13 protein-coding genes, 1 tRNA gene and 5 pseudogenes are annotated in these 17,413 nt (G+C 65.0%); 5 read left to right on the top strand and 14 right to left on the bottom strand.

The window, feature by feature from the left end; genetic code table 11:
- Complete coding sequence (locus G6N41_RS27515; protein ID WP_198966230.1) at positions 1–657, bottom strand: response regulator; 657 nt, start codon at positions 655–657, stop codon at positions 1–3.
- On the bottom strand, positions 654–1,796 hold the full coding sequence (gene macS / locus G6N41_RS27510; protein ID WP_198966229.1) for a MacS family sensor histidine kinase: 1,143 nt from the start codon (positions 1,794–1,796) through the stop codon (positions 654–656). The genes G6N41_RS27515 and macS overlap by 4 nt, the downstream gene beginning before the upstream one ends.
- Positions 1,797–1,838: 42 nt before the next feature.
- Between macS and G6N41_RS27505 the strand changes: the two genes are divergently transcribed.
- Both G6N41_RS27505 and G6N41_RS27500 read left to right on the top strand, forming a co-directional pair.
- Positions 1,839–3,164 carry a dipeptidase gene (locus tag G6N41_RS27505; protein WP_198966228.1) on the top strand — a complete coding sequence of 442 codons (1,326 nt, stop codon included), beginning with the start codon at positions 1,839–1,841 and terminating at the stop codon, positions 3,162–3,164.
- A gap of 89 nt (positions 3,165–3,253) precedes the next feature.
- Positions 3,254–4,231 carry an alpha/beta fold hydrolase gene (locus tag G6N41_RS27500; RefSeq protein WP_198966227.1) on the top strand — a complete coding sequence of 326 codons (978 nt, stop codon included), beginning with the start codon at positions 3,254–3,256 and terminating at the stop codon, positions 4,229–4,231.
- 79 nt (positions 4,232–4,310) lie between these two features.
- Here G6N41_RS27500 and bcp read toward each other — a convergent pair whose 3' ends face one another.
- A complete protein-coding gene (bcp, locus tag G6N41_RS27495) occupies positions 4,311–4,784 on the bottom strand; it encodes a thioredoxin-dependent thiol peroxidase (RefSeq protein ID WP_020730166.1) in 474 nt (157 codons plus the stop codon).
- A gap of 107 nt (positions 4,785–4,891) precedes the next feature.
- On the opposite strand from bcp, the gene G6N41_RS27490 reads away from it, so the two are divergent.
- The gene (locus G6N41_RS27490; RefSeq protein WP_012395549.1) at positions 4,892–5,119 is read left to right on the top strand and encodes a DUF3618 domain-containing protein; all 228 of its coding nucleotides are present in this window, start codon (positions 4,892–4,894) and stop codon (positions 5,117–5,119) included.
- Between the two features lie 111 nt (positions 5,120–5,230).
- Here the strand turns inward: G6N41_RS27490 and G6N41_RS27485 are convergent.
- Both G6N41_RS27485 and G6N41_RS27480 read right to left on the bottom strand, forming a co-directional pair.
- Positions 5,231–5,743 (bottom strand): annotated as a pseudogene (locus G6N41_RS27485) (DUF3556 domain-containing protein); the annotation flags it as partial.
- Between the two features lie 63 nt (positions 5,744–5,806).
- Positions 5,807–6,691, bottom strand: a complete 885-nt coding sequence (locus tag G6N41_RS27480; RefSeq protein ID WP_198968054.1) for a lysophospholipid acyltransferase family protein — start codon at positions 6,689–6,691, stop codon at positions 5,807–5,809.
- Between the two features lie 75 nt (positions 6,692–6,766).
- Between G6N41_RS27480 and G6N41_RS27475 the strand changes: the two genes are divergently transcribed.
- Positions 6,767–7,348 carry a TetR/AcrR family transcriptional regulator gene (locus tag G6N41_RS27475; protein WP_015356608.1) on the top strand — a complete coding sequence of 194 codons (582 nt, stop codon included), beginning with the start codon at positions 6,767–6,769 and terminating at the stop codon, positions 7,346–7,348.
- 2 nt (positions 7,349–7,350) lie between these two features.
- Here G6N41_RS27475 and G6N41_RS27470 read toward each other — a convergent pair.
- Positions 7,351–7,423 (bottom strand) — tRNA-Lys (locus tag G6N41_RS27470).
- A gap of 205 nt (positions 7,424–7,628) precedes the next feature.
- Between G6N41_RS27470 and G6N41_RS27465 the strand changes: the two genes are divergently transcribed.
- Positions 7,629–8,828 carry a L,D-transpeptidase gene (locus G6N41_RS27465; RefSeq protein WP_198968053.1) on the top strand — a complete coding sequence of 400 codons (1,200 nt, stop codon included), beginning with the start codon at positions 7,629–7,631 and terminating at the stop codon, positions 8,826–8,828.
- Position 8,829: 1 nt separating this feature from the next.
- Here G6N41_RS27465 and G6N41_RS27460 read toward each other — a convergent pair whose 3' ends face one another.
- From G6N41_RS27460 to G6N41_RS27425, 8 genes and pseudogenes are all read right to left on the bottom strand, one after another.
- Positions 8,830–9,609 (bottom strand): mannan-binding family protein, encoded by a 780-nt coding sequence (locus G6N41_RS27460; protein WP_198966226.1) that lies wholly within the window; start codon positions 9,607–9,609, stop codon positions 8,830–8,832.
- A gap of 18 nt (positions 9,610–9,627) precedes the next feature.
- Positions 9,628–10,321: pseudogene (locus G6N41_RS27455) on the bottom strand (tetratricopeptide repeat protein).
- Between the two features lie 27 nt (positions 10,322–10,348).
- Positions 10,349–11,599, bottom strand: coding sequence for an MlaD family protein (locus G6N41_RS27450; RefSeq protein ID WP_198966225.1), 1,251 nt, complete (start codon positions 11,597–11,599; stop codon positions 10,349–10,351).
- Positions 11,596–12,801, bottom strand: a pseudogene (locus G6N41_RS27445) (MlaD family protein). The gene G6N41_RS27450 and the pseudogene G6N41_RS27445 overlap by 4 nt, the downstream one beginning before the upstream one ends.
- Complete coding sequence (locus G6N41_RS27440; RefSeq protein ID WP_198966224.1) at positions 12,801–13,916, bottom strand: MCE family protein; 1,116 nt, start codon at positions 13,914–13,916, stop codon at positions 12,801–12,803. Before G6N41_RS27440 ends, G6N41_RS27445 begins: the two are co-directional and overlap by 1 nt.
- 14 nt (positions 13,917–13,930) lie before the next feature.
- Positions 13,931–14,968: an MCE family protein gene (locus tag G6N41_RS27435; RefSeq protein WP_198966223.1), complete on the bottom strand. Its 1,038-nt coding sequence runs from the start codon at positions 14,966–14,968 to the stop codon at positions 13,931–13,933.
- Positions 14,961–16,016 (bottom strand): annotated as a pseudogene (locus tag G6N41_RS27430) (MlaD family protein). The gene G6N41_RS27435 and the pseudogene G6N41_RS27430 overlap by 8 nt, the downstream one beginning before the upstream one ends.
- Positions 16,013–17,407, bottom strand: a pseudogene (locus G6N41_RS27425) (MlaD family protein). The pseudogenes G6N41_RS27430 and G6N41_RS27425 overlap by 4 nt, the downstream one beginning before the upstream one ends.
- Positions 17,408–17,413: the final 6 nt, after the last annotated feature.

Here is a 17,413-nt window from a genome sequence, read left to right as displayed (position 1 = left end):
CTACTTGTCCAGCCCGTGCTCAATCGCGTAGCGGGTCAGCTCCACCCGGTTGGCGACCTGCAGCTTGCGGAACGTCGCCTGGACGTGGTTTTCGACCGTCCGGTGGCTCAACGAGAGCTTTTCGGCAATCTGCTTGGCGGACAGTCCTTTTGCGACGTAGCGCAGTATCTCGGTCTCCCGGTCGGTCAGGCTGGGCCGATCCTGGCTCGAGTCCGCGGTTTGCGCGATACGCCGATACTCGCCCAAGACCAGCCCGGCCAGGCTCGGGGTGAAGACGGCTTGCCCCGCGGCGGTGGCGTGCACCGCATCGGCGAGTTCGGCCTTCGACGCGCTCTTGACCAGGTATCCGGTTGCCCCCGCCTTGACGGCTTCCAGGACGTCCTCGCGTTCGTCGGAGGCCGACAGCACCAGCACGCGGGTCGCGGGCGAGACCTTGAGCACCTCCGTGGTTGCCTGCACACCATCGCCGTCGGCCAGCCGCATGTCCATCACCACCACGTCGGGCTTGACGATTGCGGCCCGCCGTTGCGCCGTCGCCACCCCGTCGGCCGTGGCGACCACTGCGAAGCCGTCATCGGAGAGATCGCGGGCAACCGCGTCACGCCAGATCGGATGGTCGTCGACGACCATCACCGTCGGCGATTCGTGCTCACTCATGACGATCCTTCCCGGCGTGGCACCCGCATCTCCCATTCGGTGCCCTCGCCCTGGTCCGTGCTCAGTTCTGCGGTGCCACCCAGGGCCGCCAGCCGTCCCACAATCGACATCGAGATGCCCAGATGCCCCTGGCCGGCGGCCTCGTCAAGTCGCCCCGGGTCAATGCCCACGCCGTCGTCGCGGACGCTGACGGTGACCGAGTCGCCGAGATCTTCGAGCAGCACGAATGCGCGGGCGCTCGGCCCGGCATGCAGGCGCACGTTGTCGAGGGCGTTGCCCACCGCCGCATCCAGCTCGGTGGCGACCTCCCGCGTCAGTGTCACCGGAGATCCCGGCAAGCTCATCGATACCCGGTCGGACGCCCTGCGCCGCAACAGGGCACACAGGTCGACGCTGCGGGTGTTGCCGTCACGGTCGGTGTCGGTGGAGATTATCCATCGGCGCAGCGCGCGTTCCTGCTCGCTGGCGAGTTCGGCTAACTTGGATGTGGGGCCACCGATTTCGTGCCCGCGCCGAGAGACTAGCGCCAGCACCTGGATGACGCCGTCGTGGACCTGCCGGGAGAGCCGCTCCCGCTCCTGCAATGCGGCCGACAGCTGAGCCGCTCGTTGTAGATCGGCGTGGGCGCGCCGGGCGGTGCGGGCGGCCATGCCGACCGCCAGGCCGACCGCCAGTTCGATCACGATGGTCGCGCTGCGCCCAAGGTTGACGTTGACGTAGCCCTTGACGGCCTCGTTGGTGGCCGTCACCGCAATACCGGTCAACATGCCGCCGGCCGGGCCGAACTGCAGTGCCGCCGAGGTGGTGGCGTTGCTGGCCCACAGCGTGGTCGGCCAGGTCTGGTTGTCCAGGGCCCACTGTGCCGAGGCCACCATCTTGGTAGACAGCATCAGCACGACGACGACGGCGATCTCGGTGATCACCCAGGCCGGCCGCCGGCCGAAGCCGCGCAGGTAGGCGACCGCGCAGGCTGCGCTCCAGCCGATCAGCACCGCGAACAGCGCCCAGCCCAGCAGCGGCCGCTGCAGGTTTGAGTTGATCGCGATGTGGAAGCCGAGTGCGTAGCCGCAGCTCAGCAGCCGGAACAGCTGCGCCGCCCGCCAGAGCGGCGCCGTCGGGTCGGGACCGCGTGTCGCCATTACGCGCTCAGCATAGCCAGCCCGTTGGTTAGCCTCAGTGTCATGACTGATCTTGTTGAGCGTGTGCGCGAGGTGCTGCCGTCGGTGCGGCAGGACCTTGAGAAGCTGGTCCGGATCGAATCCGTATGGGCCGATCCGGGGCGACGCGCCGAGGTCCATCGCAGTGCTCAAGCGGTAGCTGATCTGTTAGCACAGGCAGGTTTTGATGACGTCCAGATCGTCAGCGAAGGTGGTGCCCCGGCGGTCATCGCGCAGCATCCGGCGCCGCCGGGCGCGCCGACCGTGCTGCTGTACGCCCACCACGATGTCCAACCCGAGGGCGACCCCGATCAGTGGGCCTCGGCCCCGTTCGAGCCGACCGAACGCGACGGTCGTCTTTACGGGCGTGGCACGGCCGATGACAAGGCGGGAATCGCAACGCATTTGGCGGCCTTCCGGGCGCACGATGGCAAACCGCCGGTGGGTGTGACCGTCTTCGTGGAGGGCGAGGAGGAGTCCGGTTCGCCGTCGTTGGGCCGATTGCTGGCCGCTCACGGCGACGTGCTGGCGGCCGACGTGATCGTCATCGCGGATTCGGACAATTGGAGCACCGATGTGCCGGCGCTGACGGTGTCGCTGCGTGGCATGGCTGACTGTGTTGTGGAAGTGGCCACCCTCGACCACGGGCTGCACTCCGGTTTGTGGGGCGGTGTGGTTCCCGACGCGCTCAGTGTGTTGGTGCGGCTGCTGGCCAGCCTGCACGATGACGACGGCAACGTGGCGGTGGCCGGATTGCACGAAAGCACGGCCGCCGCCGTTGACTATCCGCCCGAGCGGGTGCGTGCGGACTCGGGTCTGCTCGACGGTGTCACCGAGATCGGGTCAGGTTCGGTGCCCCAGCGGCTGTGGGCGAAGCCGGCGATCACCGTGATCGGTATCGACACCACTTCCATTGCGGCAGCATCGAATACGTTGATTCCGCGGGCTCGCGCCAAGATCAGCATTCGGATCGCACCTGGCGGGGACGCCGCGGCGCACCTCGATGCCGTGGAAGCTCACCTGCGTAAGCATGCGCCCTGGGGAGCCCAGGTAAGCGTCGAGCACGGCGACATCGGTCAGCCTTACGCGATCGATGCCAGCGGTCCGGTCTATGACGCCGCACGCACGGCGTTCCGCCAGGCGTGGGGTGCCGACCCGATCGACATGGGTATGGGTGGATCGATCCCGTTCATCGCCGAGTTCGCCGAGGCGTTTCCTGACGCGAAGATCCTCGTCACCGGGGTGGAGGATCCCGGGACGCAGGCGCACAGCGTCAACGAGAGCCTGCATCTGGGGGTGCTGGAGCGAGCCGCGGTGGCCGAGGCGCTGCTGCTGGCCAACCTGGCTTGATCACACCCCTAGGTCGCGACGGAGTTTGGCGACGTGCCCGGTCGCTTTGTCGATGAAGTGCCGGTCGGTCGAGGTGTACGTTTGGATACATGACCGGCTTTCTCGGAAAGCGGTCGAACGGACAGGGCCGCAGCGCGCAGAACCGAGCATCCGTAAAGGAATTCGAGGATGCGCAGCGCCGCTTGCTGGAGCGCTTCGGGCTGCGGGCAGAATCCCGATTCGTCGATGTCCCGGCGATTGGTGGGCGTGCGCACGTACTGGTCGTTGGCGAAGGTCCGCCGCTGATGATGGTGATCGGCGGCATGGTTCCCGCCGCGTTCTGGGCGCCCCTGATGCCGCATCTGACCGGCTACACGCTCTACGCCGTCGATCTTCCCGGCTTCGGACTCACCGATGGCGTCGACTACAGCGCAAAACCCCTGCGTTCGTTGGCCGTCGAGTTCTTGGCGCAGGTCCTCGGTGGCGTCGGCCTGCAAAGCGTGCCATTCATCACGCAATCGCAGGGATCGCTGTGGAGCGCATGGCTCTCCCTCGACCACCCGGGAACCGTTGATGCGCAAGTCATGGTGGCCTGTCCGGCGCACATCCTCGGAACGACGGCGCCTCTGCCGATGCGAGTGATGTCGATCTCCGCTATCGGCAGGATGCTGATGGCGCTTCAGACTCCCTCACACCGGCAGGTCGACCGGGTGTTCGCGATGGTGCACGAGGACGTGTCGGGCCTTGGCGAAGTCCGCGATGTGTTGCTGGCATGCGAGCAGCTGCCGACATACGTCGGCAGCTTTGTCGGATTACTCGGTGCGGTGATGCGGTTCGGCCGAATCCGCCCGGAGATCTCCCTGACCGGTGAGCAGTTGGCGGACATTCGGCATCCGGTCCAGATGATCTGGGGAGACGACGATCCGTTCGGTTCGGTGGCGGTGGCACGGCGCGCGATGGAGTTCATCCCGAACGGCGAACTGAACATCGTCGGTGGCGGTCATGCACCCTGGTTCGACCAGGCTGAGCAAGTCGGCGACATCGCGATGCGATTCCTGCGCGAGCACCGTCGCGACGGCGAGTGTTGACCAATCGGACGCCGTGATCTGCTCGACGACCTCCTTGATCGTGGCTACGCCGCGCTTGCGGCCGCCACTAGAGCGACCACTAGACCGATAGGTCGCGACGGAGTTTGGCGACGTGCCCGGTCGCCTTCACGTTGTACTGGGCGACGGCGATCTTGCCGCTTTCGTCGACGACGAACGTGGAACGGATCACGCCGGTGACGGTCTTGCCGTACATCATCTTCTCGCCGTAGGCGCCGTAGGCCGCCAACACCTTGCGGTCGGGGTCCGATAGCAGCGGGAACGTCAGCCCCTCGGCATCGCGGAATTTGGCCAGCTTCTCCGGCTTGTCGGGGGAGATCCCGACCACGTCGAGGCCGGCCTCGTTCAACTCGCTCAGGTTGTCGCGGAAATCGCAGGCCTGTTTGGTGCATCCGGGCGTCGAAGCGGCCGGGTAGAAGTACACCACCACTCGGCGCCCCTTGTAGTCGGACAGTGACACCTTGTTGCCGTTGGCGTCGGGCAGGCTGAATGCAGGCGCTTTGTCGCCTGGCGCCAGGCGTGTGGTCTCGCTCAACGTAGGTCCCTTTCTGTTCACCGGAGCGTTAGGACTCGCACCGGCTGATCTAGGGTAGTGCGGGCAGGTGTATAGGCCGGATAGCGGGAGACTTGGAGGACAGACACGTGGCGGACCGCGATCCCGACACCATCAAGCAGGACATCGACGTCGCCCGCGACCAGCTGGCGACCACCGTCGACTCGCTGGTTGAGCGTGCCAACCCCCGCCGCCTGGCCGACGACGTGAAGGCCAAGGTGATCGAGTTCGTCACCAAACCGGCCGTGACCGTGACGTTGGTCGGGGTCGGGTCTGTCGTCGTGGTCGTGGTGATCCGCAAGATCAGGAACCGCTGAGACGGCTTCGGATGTGCGTCCAGGGCGTGGAAATCGCCGGATTTCCACCCTGAGCGCACACTCGACGCCCTGGGGGCACGCTCGACGCGATTGGGCACCACCGCAGTACCCTCAGGTCATTCCGGCCGCGGTGCCGCTTTCGACGTGTATCGGCAGGTCATCGACCCAGGGCTGGGCCTCGGCCATGTCAGCCACATCGACGTAACCGCGCTCGAACTCGCCAGTGGCGGCCTCGACGAGCCGGTACTGCTGGCGCTGGATATGGATGGGCTGCGAGTCGAGAATCACCACCCGAACCTCACCCGGCTCGAATCCACACCGCTGCTGTAGGGCCTCGATGAGGCACTCGCTATGTAGATGCCCGTCGCCGAAGTTCCATCCGAGCACCATGGCGCAAAGTTGCTCGCCCTCGCACACGTTGTAGTCGTCCTCGTCGTACCCGGCCAGTGCGCGATGCACCAGCGTGTAGAGCGCGCGACCATGGGTGTTCATCCCCCGAAACGCGAAGGCCAGGTGAATCGGCACCAGGGCTTGCTCTTTGCTGTTGTAGAGCCGCTCGAGTTGCAGGTGATACATCGGGCCGAGTGCGCGAGCACCGACTCGGATCTTTTCGTCGGCCCCTGGACAGCGCGCGTCGGCCAGGCCTGGCGGGTGTCGGCTGGGCGCTGCCAAAGTTGCGGCGGCACCCTAATTTTGGCTCGCGATGCTGGTCGCTTCGGCTTTGGCCGCGCTCGCCCAGGACAACGGGTTGAGCGCGCGGAACGGGTCGCCTGCGCGAATGCTCAGCAACTCGGCCAGGATTGTTTCCAGAGCGTGCTGAGTGCTTTTCTTCACCGACTCGACCCACTCCTGGGCCGCTCTCCCAACCGGCTGCGTCGTGTCGATCGGCTCGCCAAAACGCAGGTACATCCGTTGGGGGCGGGGGATCAGGGTTGGTCCCATCCCGCGCATCAACGGCATCGCCATGTCGGAGCGGCCGGTCAGCTTCACGCTGACGGCTTGGCTGAGCCGGCCGAGCGCGCTGTCGCGGGTGACCATGCTCTTGTAGACATCGTCACCGCCGACCAGTCCGACCGGAACGATCGGATAGTCGTTTTCGGCCGCGATGCGGGCGAATCCGTTGCGCCCATTCCAATTCAAGTGGTATTCCTCGCCCTTGAATTTCGCGATCTCGCGGCCTCCGCCGGGTAATACCAGAATGGTTTCGTTGTGCCGCATCAGTTCTCGTGCGCTTTCGGGGGCGCCGACGACGCCGCCGTAGGCGGTCATCAGGTCGTAACCAAAGCCGCGGCGCCGCCCGAACCGGCGATCGGCCAGTGGACGCACTCGGCTGCCGATTGCCCGACGAACGAAGTGCGGAACCAGCAGCACCTCACCGCCGAAAAACTGAGTGTGGTTGCCCACCAACAAGAATCGTCCGTCGCCGGGCAGTGTTGCCAGGCCGGTTACATGGGGCCGAAACAGGTCGATAAGCGGCGCAATCCCGTCTTGGGTCCGGTCTAGCGCACCGCGCAGGAACTCCACTCGGCGCGGCGGGCTCATTATTGCCTCGGTATCGATGCGTCCGCTCATGGCTTCCTCCGCTCGGATTCGTGCTCGGACCACCACGCTATCAAACGAACTAGTTCGTATGGCTATGATCATGCTGTGCGAACCACGGCTGAACTTCGCGAGACGATCCTGACCGCCGCGCGGTCCGAGTTCGCGCAATACGGCCTGGCCGGTGCCCGGATCGACCGCATCGCGCGGACCGCCGAGGCGAGCAAGGAGCGGCTCTACGCGCACTTCCAGGACAAGGAGGCGCTATTTCGCAGCGTTGTCGCCGCCGACATGGAGGAGTTCTTTGCCGCGGTGACGCTGCGTCCCGACGCGGTCCCCGAGTTCGTCGGCGACATCTACGACCTGGCCTGCCGCAGGCCCGAGCACCTGCGCATGATTACCTGGGCCAATCTAGAGGGTTTGGTCCTGGACCCGCCGCAGGTCGAGGGCGTGGAATCGGTCCAGGCGCGCGACGTCGGCGTGATCGAAGCGGCCCAAGCTGCCGGCCACGTCGACCCGCACTGGCATCCGATGGACTTGCTCGTCCTGTTGTTTGGGGTGGGTCTGGCCTGGGCGCAGTCGCCTCATCCCGATGCCGTCGCTACTGATCGCGCGGTTATCGAGGGGCGACGGGCAGCGGCCGTAGAGGCCGCTCGCCGCATCGTGGCTCCCACAAGGGGCATTTCGTGAAGTGCGCCGTCAGGGTTTCGAACCCCGGACCCGCTGATTAAGAGTCAGCTGCTCTACCAACTGAGCTAACGGCGCATCGGTCTGGCAAGACCGCGTTGCGACAATAACAGGCATCCCGGCGCAGAGGGAAATCTCCGGATCACACGGGGTGCAGTGCGATACTGGACCGCAGGAACGGAGCCTCATTCGCCGAGCTGGCGGTGATGAGGCAGTACAATGCTAGTAACAATCCGAGGTCAGCGGTGACCAAAGTAAGCGTGAGTATCTGGAAGGTCACTTGATGGCGCCTTTGAGCAGACGTCGATCGTGGCTGGCTGCGATCCTGATCCCGGTTGCTGTGCTGACCGTCGCCTGCGGCGGCAGCAGTGCTACCCCCACCGCGACCAAGGTGATCGAGAACAAGGGCACCCCGTTTGCCGACCTGTTGGTGCCCAAGCTCACCGCATCGGTGACCGACGGGGCCGTCGGGGTCACCGTGGACGCACCGGTCACCGTGAGCGTCTCCGACGGTGTGTTGGCCGCGGTCACCATGGTCAACGAGAGCGGCAAGTCCATCAGCGGGAAACTCAGCTCCGACGGACTGCACTGGTCGACTGACGAGCCGCTCGGATATAACCGGCGCTATACGCTCAACGCCAAGGCGCTTGGCCTGGGCGGTGCCGCGACCCGCCAGATGACGTTCCAGACCAGTTCGCCGGCCCATCTGACGATGCCGTACGTGAGTCCCGCCGACGGTGAGGTTGTCGGCGTCGGTGAGCCGGTCGCGATCCGGTTCGACGAGAACATCGCCAACCGCCTGGCTGCCGAGAAGGCCATCAAGATCACCACCAAACCGGCCGTCGAGGGCGCCTTCTACTGGCTCAACAACCGCGAGGTGCGTTGGCGCCCAGAGTACTTCTGGAAGTCGGGGACCAGCGTTGATGTCGCGGTGAACACCTACGGTGTCGATCTGGGCGAGGGCATGTTCGGCGAGGACAACGTCAAGACGCACTTCACCATCGGCGACGAGGTGATTGCGACCGCCGACGACAACACGAAGCTGCTGACCATCCGGGTCAACGGCGAGGTGGTCAAGACCATGCCGACCTCGATGGGCAAGGACAGCACCCCGACCGCCAATGGCATCTACATCGTGGGCGCGCGGTTCAAGCACATCATCATGGACTCTTCGACCTACGGCGTGCCGGTCAACTCACCCAATGGGTACCGCACCGATGTCAATTGGGCCACGCAGCTGTCCTATAGCGGTGTCTATGTGCACTCCGCGCCGTGGTCGGTCGGTGCCCAGGGCCACACGAACACCAGCCACGGGTGTCTGAATGTGAGCCCCAGCAACGCGGAGTGGTTCTATGACCACATCAAGACCGGCGACGTCGTCGAGGTCGTCAACACCGTGGGAGGCACGCTGCCCGGCACCGAGGGGCTTGGCGACTGGAACATTCCCTGGGAGCAGTGGCGCGCCGGCAACGCCAACGCGTAACTCAGCCGCGCAGTACGGGACCCAGTGCCGAGAGCGGGATGTGCGCTACGACGGCTCCTCCGTCCATGGACCATTGCGCGGCCCCGGGCGTGAAGTCGATCGGCTCGTCGTGACCCACCGGGTAGTCGGGCAGGTAGAGAACCAATTCGTCTGGGGTTAGTGCCCAAGCCCGGTAGCCGCCGGAATAGACCTTGTCGGGTGTCCAACGGTCGGCGACGAATGGGTAGGTTCCCGGGTCGTGCGGTGGCGCGGCCGCATCGAGTGCTGCCTGGATGTAGGGCTGGCCCAGCGGGGGAATTGCGGTAAGCGGATTCGAGGTCGTCAGGTCCGCCAGCTGCACTCGCCTCCCGCCCCCCGTGTCGAAGGTGAACGTGCGATAGGCGTTGTTGGGCTTGGGGCCGTCGGCGTGGTAATCCTCGTGGAACACGGCGCTGAGCATGCTGCCGTGCCGGAACACCTGGTAGTTCTCCTCGCCGAAGCTGTCCGCGACCATCTGTGCGCCCACAGATTTCCAGTTGGTGACCAGGGTGCGCAGATAGTCGCGGACCACCGGACCTGCCGTCGCATCGTCGATGAGGTCAGCGGGCACCGCCACTTTGATATCGCGGACCGCTTTGTGTTCGGAGACCACCGAGGTATGGCAGTACTGGCCGTCCCAGTCCCCACCGAGCTCCCCGCAGAACGACGAAGCTGATGCCCGCGCCGTTGGCGGGCTGACGAACCCCGAGGTTGCTGCCGCTACGACCAGCGTCAGTGTCGTGAGCAATCGTGTGATCGGCATGGGTTGGCTCCGAACGGTTTAGAGCAGCTGGACTTTGCTGGCCAGCCAGCGTCCGTCGACCTTTTCCATGGTCATCTTGATCCGGCTGCGATCGATGCGCGGGTCCGGTACCGCCATGTTGGTCACGGTTTGGTCGACAAAGACCAGCACGACGACCTTGTTCACGGTTTCGGAGGCAACTGCGGAATCCACCACGACGCCATGGGCACTGGCCTTGTTGTCGATCAGCAACTGGCGCAGCTGAACGCTGGACTGCGTATACATGTCCTTGAATTCGCCGGTCGCCCCGTCGAGCACCTGACGGAAGTTCTGGTCGACGTTGTTGGAATCAATGCTGGTCAGCACTTGGGCGTAGGCGATGGCGGCCTGTTGAGCCTGCTGGCCCGCCAGCTTCACCTGGTGCTGCTGCCATTGCTGGCCAGCCCAGGAATGCCGAAAGCGCCAGCGCACCAGCGAGCAACAGCGGCATTGCGCCGCGCCGTAGATACTGCACCCAGGAACTGCTTGGGCGCGCCGCCTTTTCGCGCTTGCCCGCCAGCAGCGTGTTGTCCTCGTCGTCGTCCGCGGACTCGGCCTCGGCGTGCTCAACCGAGTCGACTTCGATGTCTGGGGTCTGTGAGGTGTCTTCGGTGTCTTGGTCGTCCTCCGACGAGGCAGCGGGTTCCTCGGACTGGGTTTCGTCGTCTTTCTCCGTGGTAGCGACCACAATCATCTCCTTGCTTTGGACGTGGTGTCGTTCTCAGTGAGGCGGTTCGATCGGCAGCACCGGCCCCCCGTAGGGGGTGGGAATGGTGAAGCGGCCCCGCGGCGTTGGATCGGTTCGCCGGCCCAGATCTGCCCCAGGCGGTGGTCCGGCAGTATCGTCACCGCCCGGACGCGGCGCGTTCTTGGCTCCTCGAATCGAGACCGCGGGGTCGTCGTCGCGGCAGTAGGTGTACATGAACGGTTCGGGATAGCCGGCCGCCGAAGGCAGATACGACGGGGCGCCGTAGTCGCAGGTGTAGCGCGGATAGAGTTCGGCCGTCGCCCAGACGCCGTGGTCGTGGAAAGCGCTTGCCAGAGCGTCCAGCACCGATCCTCGATAGTCGGGGAACAGCGCGTTGAGCGCCGGTACCCGCAGGTAGAGCAGCTGCGCGGCGGTAGCCATGCTGCCCAGTAACTGCACCATCGTGTCGGAGTTGTCGGCGAACAAGTGGTCGATGGCCGCCAGGGTGTGCGGTGTCCGCTCGGTGAGGATCCGATACCCGCCTTGCATTCTGGCCACGCCGGCCAGGGTCCGATCCAGTGCCACGGCGGTCGCGGCCAGTCCGGCATTCTTGTCGGCTATCAGGTTCAGCACCACCCGGCTGGTCCTGATGATGCTGGTGGTTTCGGGCAACACCGAATCGAGCGTCGACAGCAGGAACGTGCCGCCATCAACAATGGCGGCAAGCTTTTTCGGCCCCGCCTGGCTCAGGCTCAGTTCCTTCTTGATCAGCTCGACCTGGTGCGGGTCGATCTGCGCGAGCAATCCGTTGGCATCACCGAGCAACTGCGCGAGGCTGACCGGGACCCTCGCCTGATCAACTCCGATCCCTGCGCCCTCGCTTAGATACGGCCCGGTGTCGGATTCGGGTTCGAAATCGAGGAACTGCTCACCAGCCGGAGACAGCGCCGACACATGAACTGCGCTGGACGCCGGAATCTTTACCTGCGACGTGATGCTGGCGATGGCATCGACACCCGATTCGGTGAGGTGCAGCGACTCGATTCGTCCGATCCGCACACCACGCAGTGCGACGTCCTGATTGGGCAGTAGGCCACCGGATTCCGGTAGCGAGACGGTAACCCGGTAGCTCGAGGCGAACGGCGTCAGCCGCAACGCGCCTACCAGCAAGTATGCGGCCGCGACGACGAGGGTGAGAACCAGCCCCGCCACTGACAGCCACGTCTGCTGACGATGTCCCGCCCGCACCACGCGGACAACGGCATTGGCGATCGGCGTGATCACGGTGGGGGTCCCGGCGGTTGGGGGGACGGGGGAGGAGCGATCTGGATTTCGCCCGGAACCTCCGGGTCGGGCATCACCGGCAGCTGCGGCGAACCCGGTCCGCGCCCGACCACTCGTTCCTGCAGCCGCCACAGGGTGTACTTCAACGAGCCGATGAACTGGTTCCAGTTGTAGCGGTGCGGTCCGTGCAATCCGACGTCGCCGGGGAAGCCGATGTCGGGTATCGATCCGAGCACCAACCGGTCCACGCTGGCGCGCACCTAAAGTGCGCCCCCAGCAGTGGATTTAACCATCGGCGGGATCATCCGGTTCAAGGCCAGCCAGCTGGTGTCGGGGCTGACCGCGATGTCGTTGGCGGCCCCGGCAATCGTGTTGAGGTCTCGGATCATGCTGCGGCCGCTGGTGTCGGTTCCGCGCAATGCTGGGAACCTGGCCATCAGGCGGGTGGTGTCGCCGACCTGGACGACCAGGTTGGACAGCTCCCTAGTGTTGGCGGCCAGGGCGTCGGCGGTAGGCTCGGCGGCGGCCATCAACTCGGTGACGGCCTGGTTCTTGGCATCGAGTTGTTCCGCCAGGCTGGCTAATTCGCTCAAGCCCGTCGAGATCTGCTCAGACCGCGAGTCCAGCGTGGCCAGCAGCCGGTTGGACTTGCGAATGAGATTTCCGAATGCCTGGCCCTGGTCGCCCGTGGCGTTGCCGAAGCCGTTGATCATGTTGGTGAAATTGCGTATTGCTCCGCCGTTGACCAGGATTGCCGCAGAGCTCAGCACCGATTCCACGGTTGCGGCCGCCGTCGTGGAATCCAACCCGATGGTGTCGCCGTCCTTCAACATCGCCGCCTCGGTACCGGCTCCCGCGGGTGGGCGCAACGCCACGAACACGTCACCGAGCGGGGTGGCGGTCCGCAACTCCGCCGTGCTGCCCCGAGGCAGCCGAACGTCATCGGTAATGCGCAGCCTCGTCACCGCCGTGTAGTTGCGCGCGACCATTGACTCGACCTGTCCGACGTCGGCGCCGGCGAGCTTGACCTTCGCGTTCATCGGCAGGTTGAGCGCGTCGGCGAACACTGCGGTCAGCGTGTAACCCCCGGAGCCCAGTGTCGGAGCCGGAAGAGGAAGGCTATCAAGGCCGTTAGCGGCACATCCGGAGCTGAGCAGCGTGGTCATCGCGATCGCGGCGGCGGCTTTCCCGAACCCGTTCATCACTTCTGCCCCATGGCGGCCGTGCCGTCCAGCACGAAGGTCAGGCCGAAGTCGGGCCCGAAATCCTGCAGGGTCCCGGTGCTGCATCCCAGCTGCCTCAAGCCCATCATGTTGCAGACCTCTTTGGTCAGCTGGCTGTCGAATATCATTCTGTCGGTGAGGAAGTGAGCTCGAACGGCACCGTTGGCCCGGTCGATGGCGTTGTACCCGTTGTCGGCCACCAGCGGCGCGAGATCAAGTATTTCCGCGAGATCCCGCTGCTGGTCGCTGACCGTCTGCAATGTGGTGTTGCCGTTGAGAACTGTCTGTCGGATCGCCTCGCGGTTGGCGTCGAGCTGGTCACCGGCACGCTGCACCAGTTGATCGAGCCGCTTGCCGGTGTTGCCGCCGCCGATATCCTCGTCGGCCAGAATCTGGCTGACCTGATGGATCGTCGAGGCAAACTCCCGGAGCTTTGCGTCGTTGGCTGCTGCGGCGTCGAACAAGGAGCTGACGTTTCTGATGATCGTCGTGATCTGTTCGCGGGTCTGGGCGCCGCCGTCGCTGCTGAGCCGGAGCGCCCGCGACAGGGCGTCAAGGGCTCCCTTGATCTTGGCGCCGTTCCCGTCGACGATCTCGGTGCCCCCGCTCAGCACATCGGCGACGGGACCACCGCCGTGACCATCGCCTCGCAGCGACTTGGTCACCTTGTCGAGAACGCTGAGCACCCGACTGAATTCGACGGGATTCTTGGTGCGGGTCAAGCCGATGGTGTCGTGGCTTTGCAGCACCGGGCCACCCGGATAGGGCGGCGTGAGCTCGATCTGCCGGTCGGTGAGGATGGAGGTCGACACCGTGACGGCTTGGGCGTCGGCGGGAATCTTGACCTTGCGATCGATGGTGAATTCGACTTCGACGTAGCCGCCTTTGGGCCTGATCTTGGTGACCTGGCCGACCGGCATACCCAAGACAGCCACCACGTTGCCCTCATACAGCCCCGAGGCGCTGTCGAACTGGGCTGTCACGGTCATCGGGTCATCATCCGCACCCATCCGCCACCACCCGGCACCGGCCAGCGCGACCACCGCCAGCACGGCGGCGACGACGGCGAGGATCTTGACCTTGCTGGTTGTCATTTGCAGTCCTTGAACTAGGGAATCATCCCGAACTGCTCGGCGCGGCCGCTGATGGCACACATCCATGAATCCACCAGCAGCAGGCCATTGGGTGCGTTGAAGTTGACGGCGTTGCCATCGCCGGTGATGTTGGTCGCCTCGCGGAAAAAGATCGGGCTGATCTGCAGCAGATTGCTCAACAGGTCGTCGTGTTGTGCCAACAGACCGGTGAACTCGCGCATGTCTTTCAGCAGCGCATCCACGCCCGGGCGGTCGCCGATGATCTGGCGCAAGGTGCCGACGAAGCTGTCGAGGGATCGCATCATCGCGTGGAAGACGGCGCGCCGCGCGACGAACTGGCCTATCAGGTCCTGTCCCCGGTTGACGAGGCCGCCGATGGTGGAAAGCTGCCGACGCAAGGTATTGGTGACCTGCTCGGTGCTCTCGAGCAGCTGGCCCAATTGATCGCGGCGGGTGGCGATGATCGAGGACAGCGAGTCGATGTTGGCCACCGCCTGCGGCACCACCGGGGGTAGCTTGTCGAGCTGCCTGCCCAGCACGGTAAGCGACTGCGCGAATCGGTCCGAGTCGACCTGCTCGAAAGTTGTTGTCGCGTCTTTCAACGCGGCCTGCAGATCGTAGGGAACCGGGGTGTGTGCCAAGTCGAAGGTGTTGTCGGGAAGCGACGCCGCGCCGTCGGGCTCGATGGCCAGATAGCGGGATCCGAGAATGGTGGTGACTCTGATGGTGGCCGTGGAGTCCTTGCCCAGCACCACGTCATCGCGGATCCGCAGACCCGCCTCGACGTGATCACCGACGAGCCTCATGCTGGTGACGGTGCCGACCGGGATGCCCGCGATGGCGATCGGGTTACCGGCTCGCAGCGCAGCCGCCTGCAGAAACTCCGCCGTATAGCGCCGATATCCGGCTCCGACCAGATGCACCACCAGCATGGCCGCGATCACCACCGCGACCACCGCGACGGCGGCAAACCCCAGCCAGGTCTTGTTGTAGCTCTCCAGCGGGCGCCTCTGCAACGCGGAAAGCCGTTGGCGCAGCGATGAATCAGCCATCAGCCATGCTCCGGCATCGCGGCGTGTGCCGGGCTTGGTTCCCCGGGGTCGCGGCGTTGACGATGATCGGCATGACGTCGTTGAGGCCGGGGAAGAATCCGAAGGCGTTGATGTCGCATACGTATGCGTTGTCGTAGGCGCCCCGGTTGCCTACGCGGGTTAGTCCTTTCAACAGCAGCGGAATGTTGTCGCCGAAGAATGCCACCTGGGGCTCGACGCTGAGAATATGGCGGGTGGCGCCGGGCTGGCGGTCGATGAACTAACGCAGTTGCGGGTATACGTCGTTGGCGGAGGCGGATAGTCGCTCTAGTACCCGGGCCAGGGAGCCGATTGAGGAAACCAGCTCTGGACGGCGCTGGTCGAGGGTGGACACCACCTCCCGGGTATCGGTGATCACGCCGTCGAGGTTGTCGTTCTGCTGAGCCAGGTTGTAGATCACCTTGTTCAGGTTGGTGATCACATCGCCAAGCGCCTGGTCGCGGCCGGCGAATGTCTCGGTGAGCGTGGATGTCTGGCTGACCAATGTGGCCAGCGAGGCGGTGTCGCCCTGCAGCGACTCGATGATGCCCTTGGTGAGGTTGTCGGCGTCACGTGGGTTCAACAGGCTGAACAGCGGCTCGTAACCGTTGAGCAGCGCCGTGACGTCGAAGGATGGTTCGGTGCGCTGCACGGGGATGACACTGCCCGGCGCGAGCTGATCCGGACTGCCCCTCTTGCCCAACGACAGCCCGAGGTAACGTTGCCCGACGATGTTCTGGTAGGTCACCGAGGCGACCGTGTTGCCGAAGAGTCGTTGCTCGTTTTGTACAACGAACCGTACCTTCGCCAGTTTCCCTTCAAGGTCGATCTTTTCGACCCGGCCGACCCGAACGCCGGCCATGCGGACGTCGTCGCCTTCACGCAGCCCGTACACGTCGGTGAACACCGCCGCATACGCCACGGTCTTTCCGGCGACTTCACGTCGCAGGCTGACATAGACCATCCAGGTGAGTGCCACCGCAACGACCATGAATAGGGCAAGCCCGATGAGCGGACCGCGAAACTTCATCGTGGCTCCCCACCCGCACCCGAATTACGTAGCGACACAACCGTCCCACGGGCGAGCGGTCCCAGCAGCAATTCGGTGGCGACGGTGGCGGGCCGGCCAGTGATCAGGGCGAGTGCGTCGCGCTCCTGGCGGCTGCCGACGGGACCGACGTTGCCGCCGAATGCCGACGGCGCAGCGGGCCCTGGTGGCGCGGGTGGCGCATCGTCAGGGTCCCCGGTCCCCGGCACCCGCGGCGATGGAGTTAACCATGCGGGCAACGGTGGATTGGGATCGGTCAGATTGGGGCTCGGGTTGATCAGCGGCGGGCCGAGGGCCACCAGGTTGCCGTCTGGCCCGACGGCGGTCCCCGGCGGCGGTGCCAGATCTTTGGGTGGTTAATAGTTCTGCGGCAGCAGCACTTCCGGTATATCGGGCCGGACCGGAACCAGCGGCGCCGTGAAGCAGCTGGGCCCCTTGAGTTCGCCGTAGCGCGGGCAGTCCGCGCGCGTGTATGAGTGGCTGGGCGTGAACGACAGGTTCACCCGCATGTTTCCGGTGTTGTTCTCGGGCATCCAGACTTCGTCCATGAACTTGGTGGCCAGGTTGTCCAGTTTGATGACCGCGGGCAGAAAATTGTCGGACTCCTGCGCCAGCACGCCCAGCACCGGAGTGAAGTCGGTGGTGATCTGGATCAGCTGATCGATGTGGTTGCCCAACGATTGCTGCACGGTCCCGATGGTGTGGTCGGCGCCGGCGAGCAGGGCGGCGAGCTGTGCACGGGTCTCGGCGAACGTCTTCATCGGCTCCACGGCCTGGTGCAACGCCTCGACGAGTTCGGGTGCGCTGGCCTGCAATCCACGGGTCGCGTCGATGAGCGCGGCGACCGTTGAGGGTTCCGAATCGGTGGCGACGATCGAATTGAGTTGATCGAGAAGGCGATTGAGCTGAGCTCCACCGCTGAGTAAGTCCGCACGGCGGTGGTCGGTGGCGGCTGCGATCGCAGCGAGGATTCCCAGCGAGTTATCCTCACGACCGCGTCCGGCCGCAGCGAGCAGATCGCGCAGCTTACTGACGGTGGTTTGAAAAAGTACCCTGGGTAGCCGGCTGTCTTCGGGGATGTGCGCCCCGGTCCGGATGGCAGGTTGGTGACCACGCGGTGCGGGGACATCGATCAGCTGCACCGACGACACGGCGAAAACGCTACTGGGCACGACGCGAGCGGTTACCGCCGCCGGAATCGATGCGGCGTAATCGGGTTTGAGATTGATGTGGACGTAGTTGGGACGCCCGTTGGCCGCCGGAGCCACGTCGTCCACCATGCCCACCAGCACGCCGTGATACTTGACGTCAGATCTCTTGGGCAGGCCGCGGCAAGCATCACGAAAAATGCCCCGGCAAGCATCACGAAAAATGCCCGC

Source organism: Mycobacterium shottsii, assembly GCF_010728525.1.
GTDB lineage: Bacteria > Actinomycetota > Actinomycetes > Mycobacteriales > Mycobacteriaceae > Mycobacterium > Mycobacterium marinum.
Note: the sequence above shows the minus strand (reverse complement) of the source record. Positions and strands in the feature narration are given on the sequence as shown.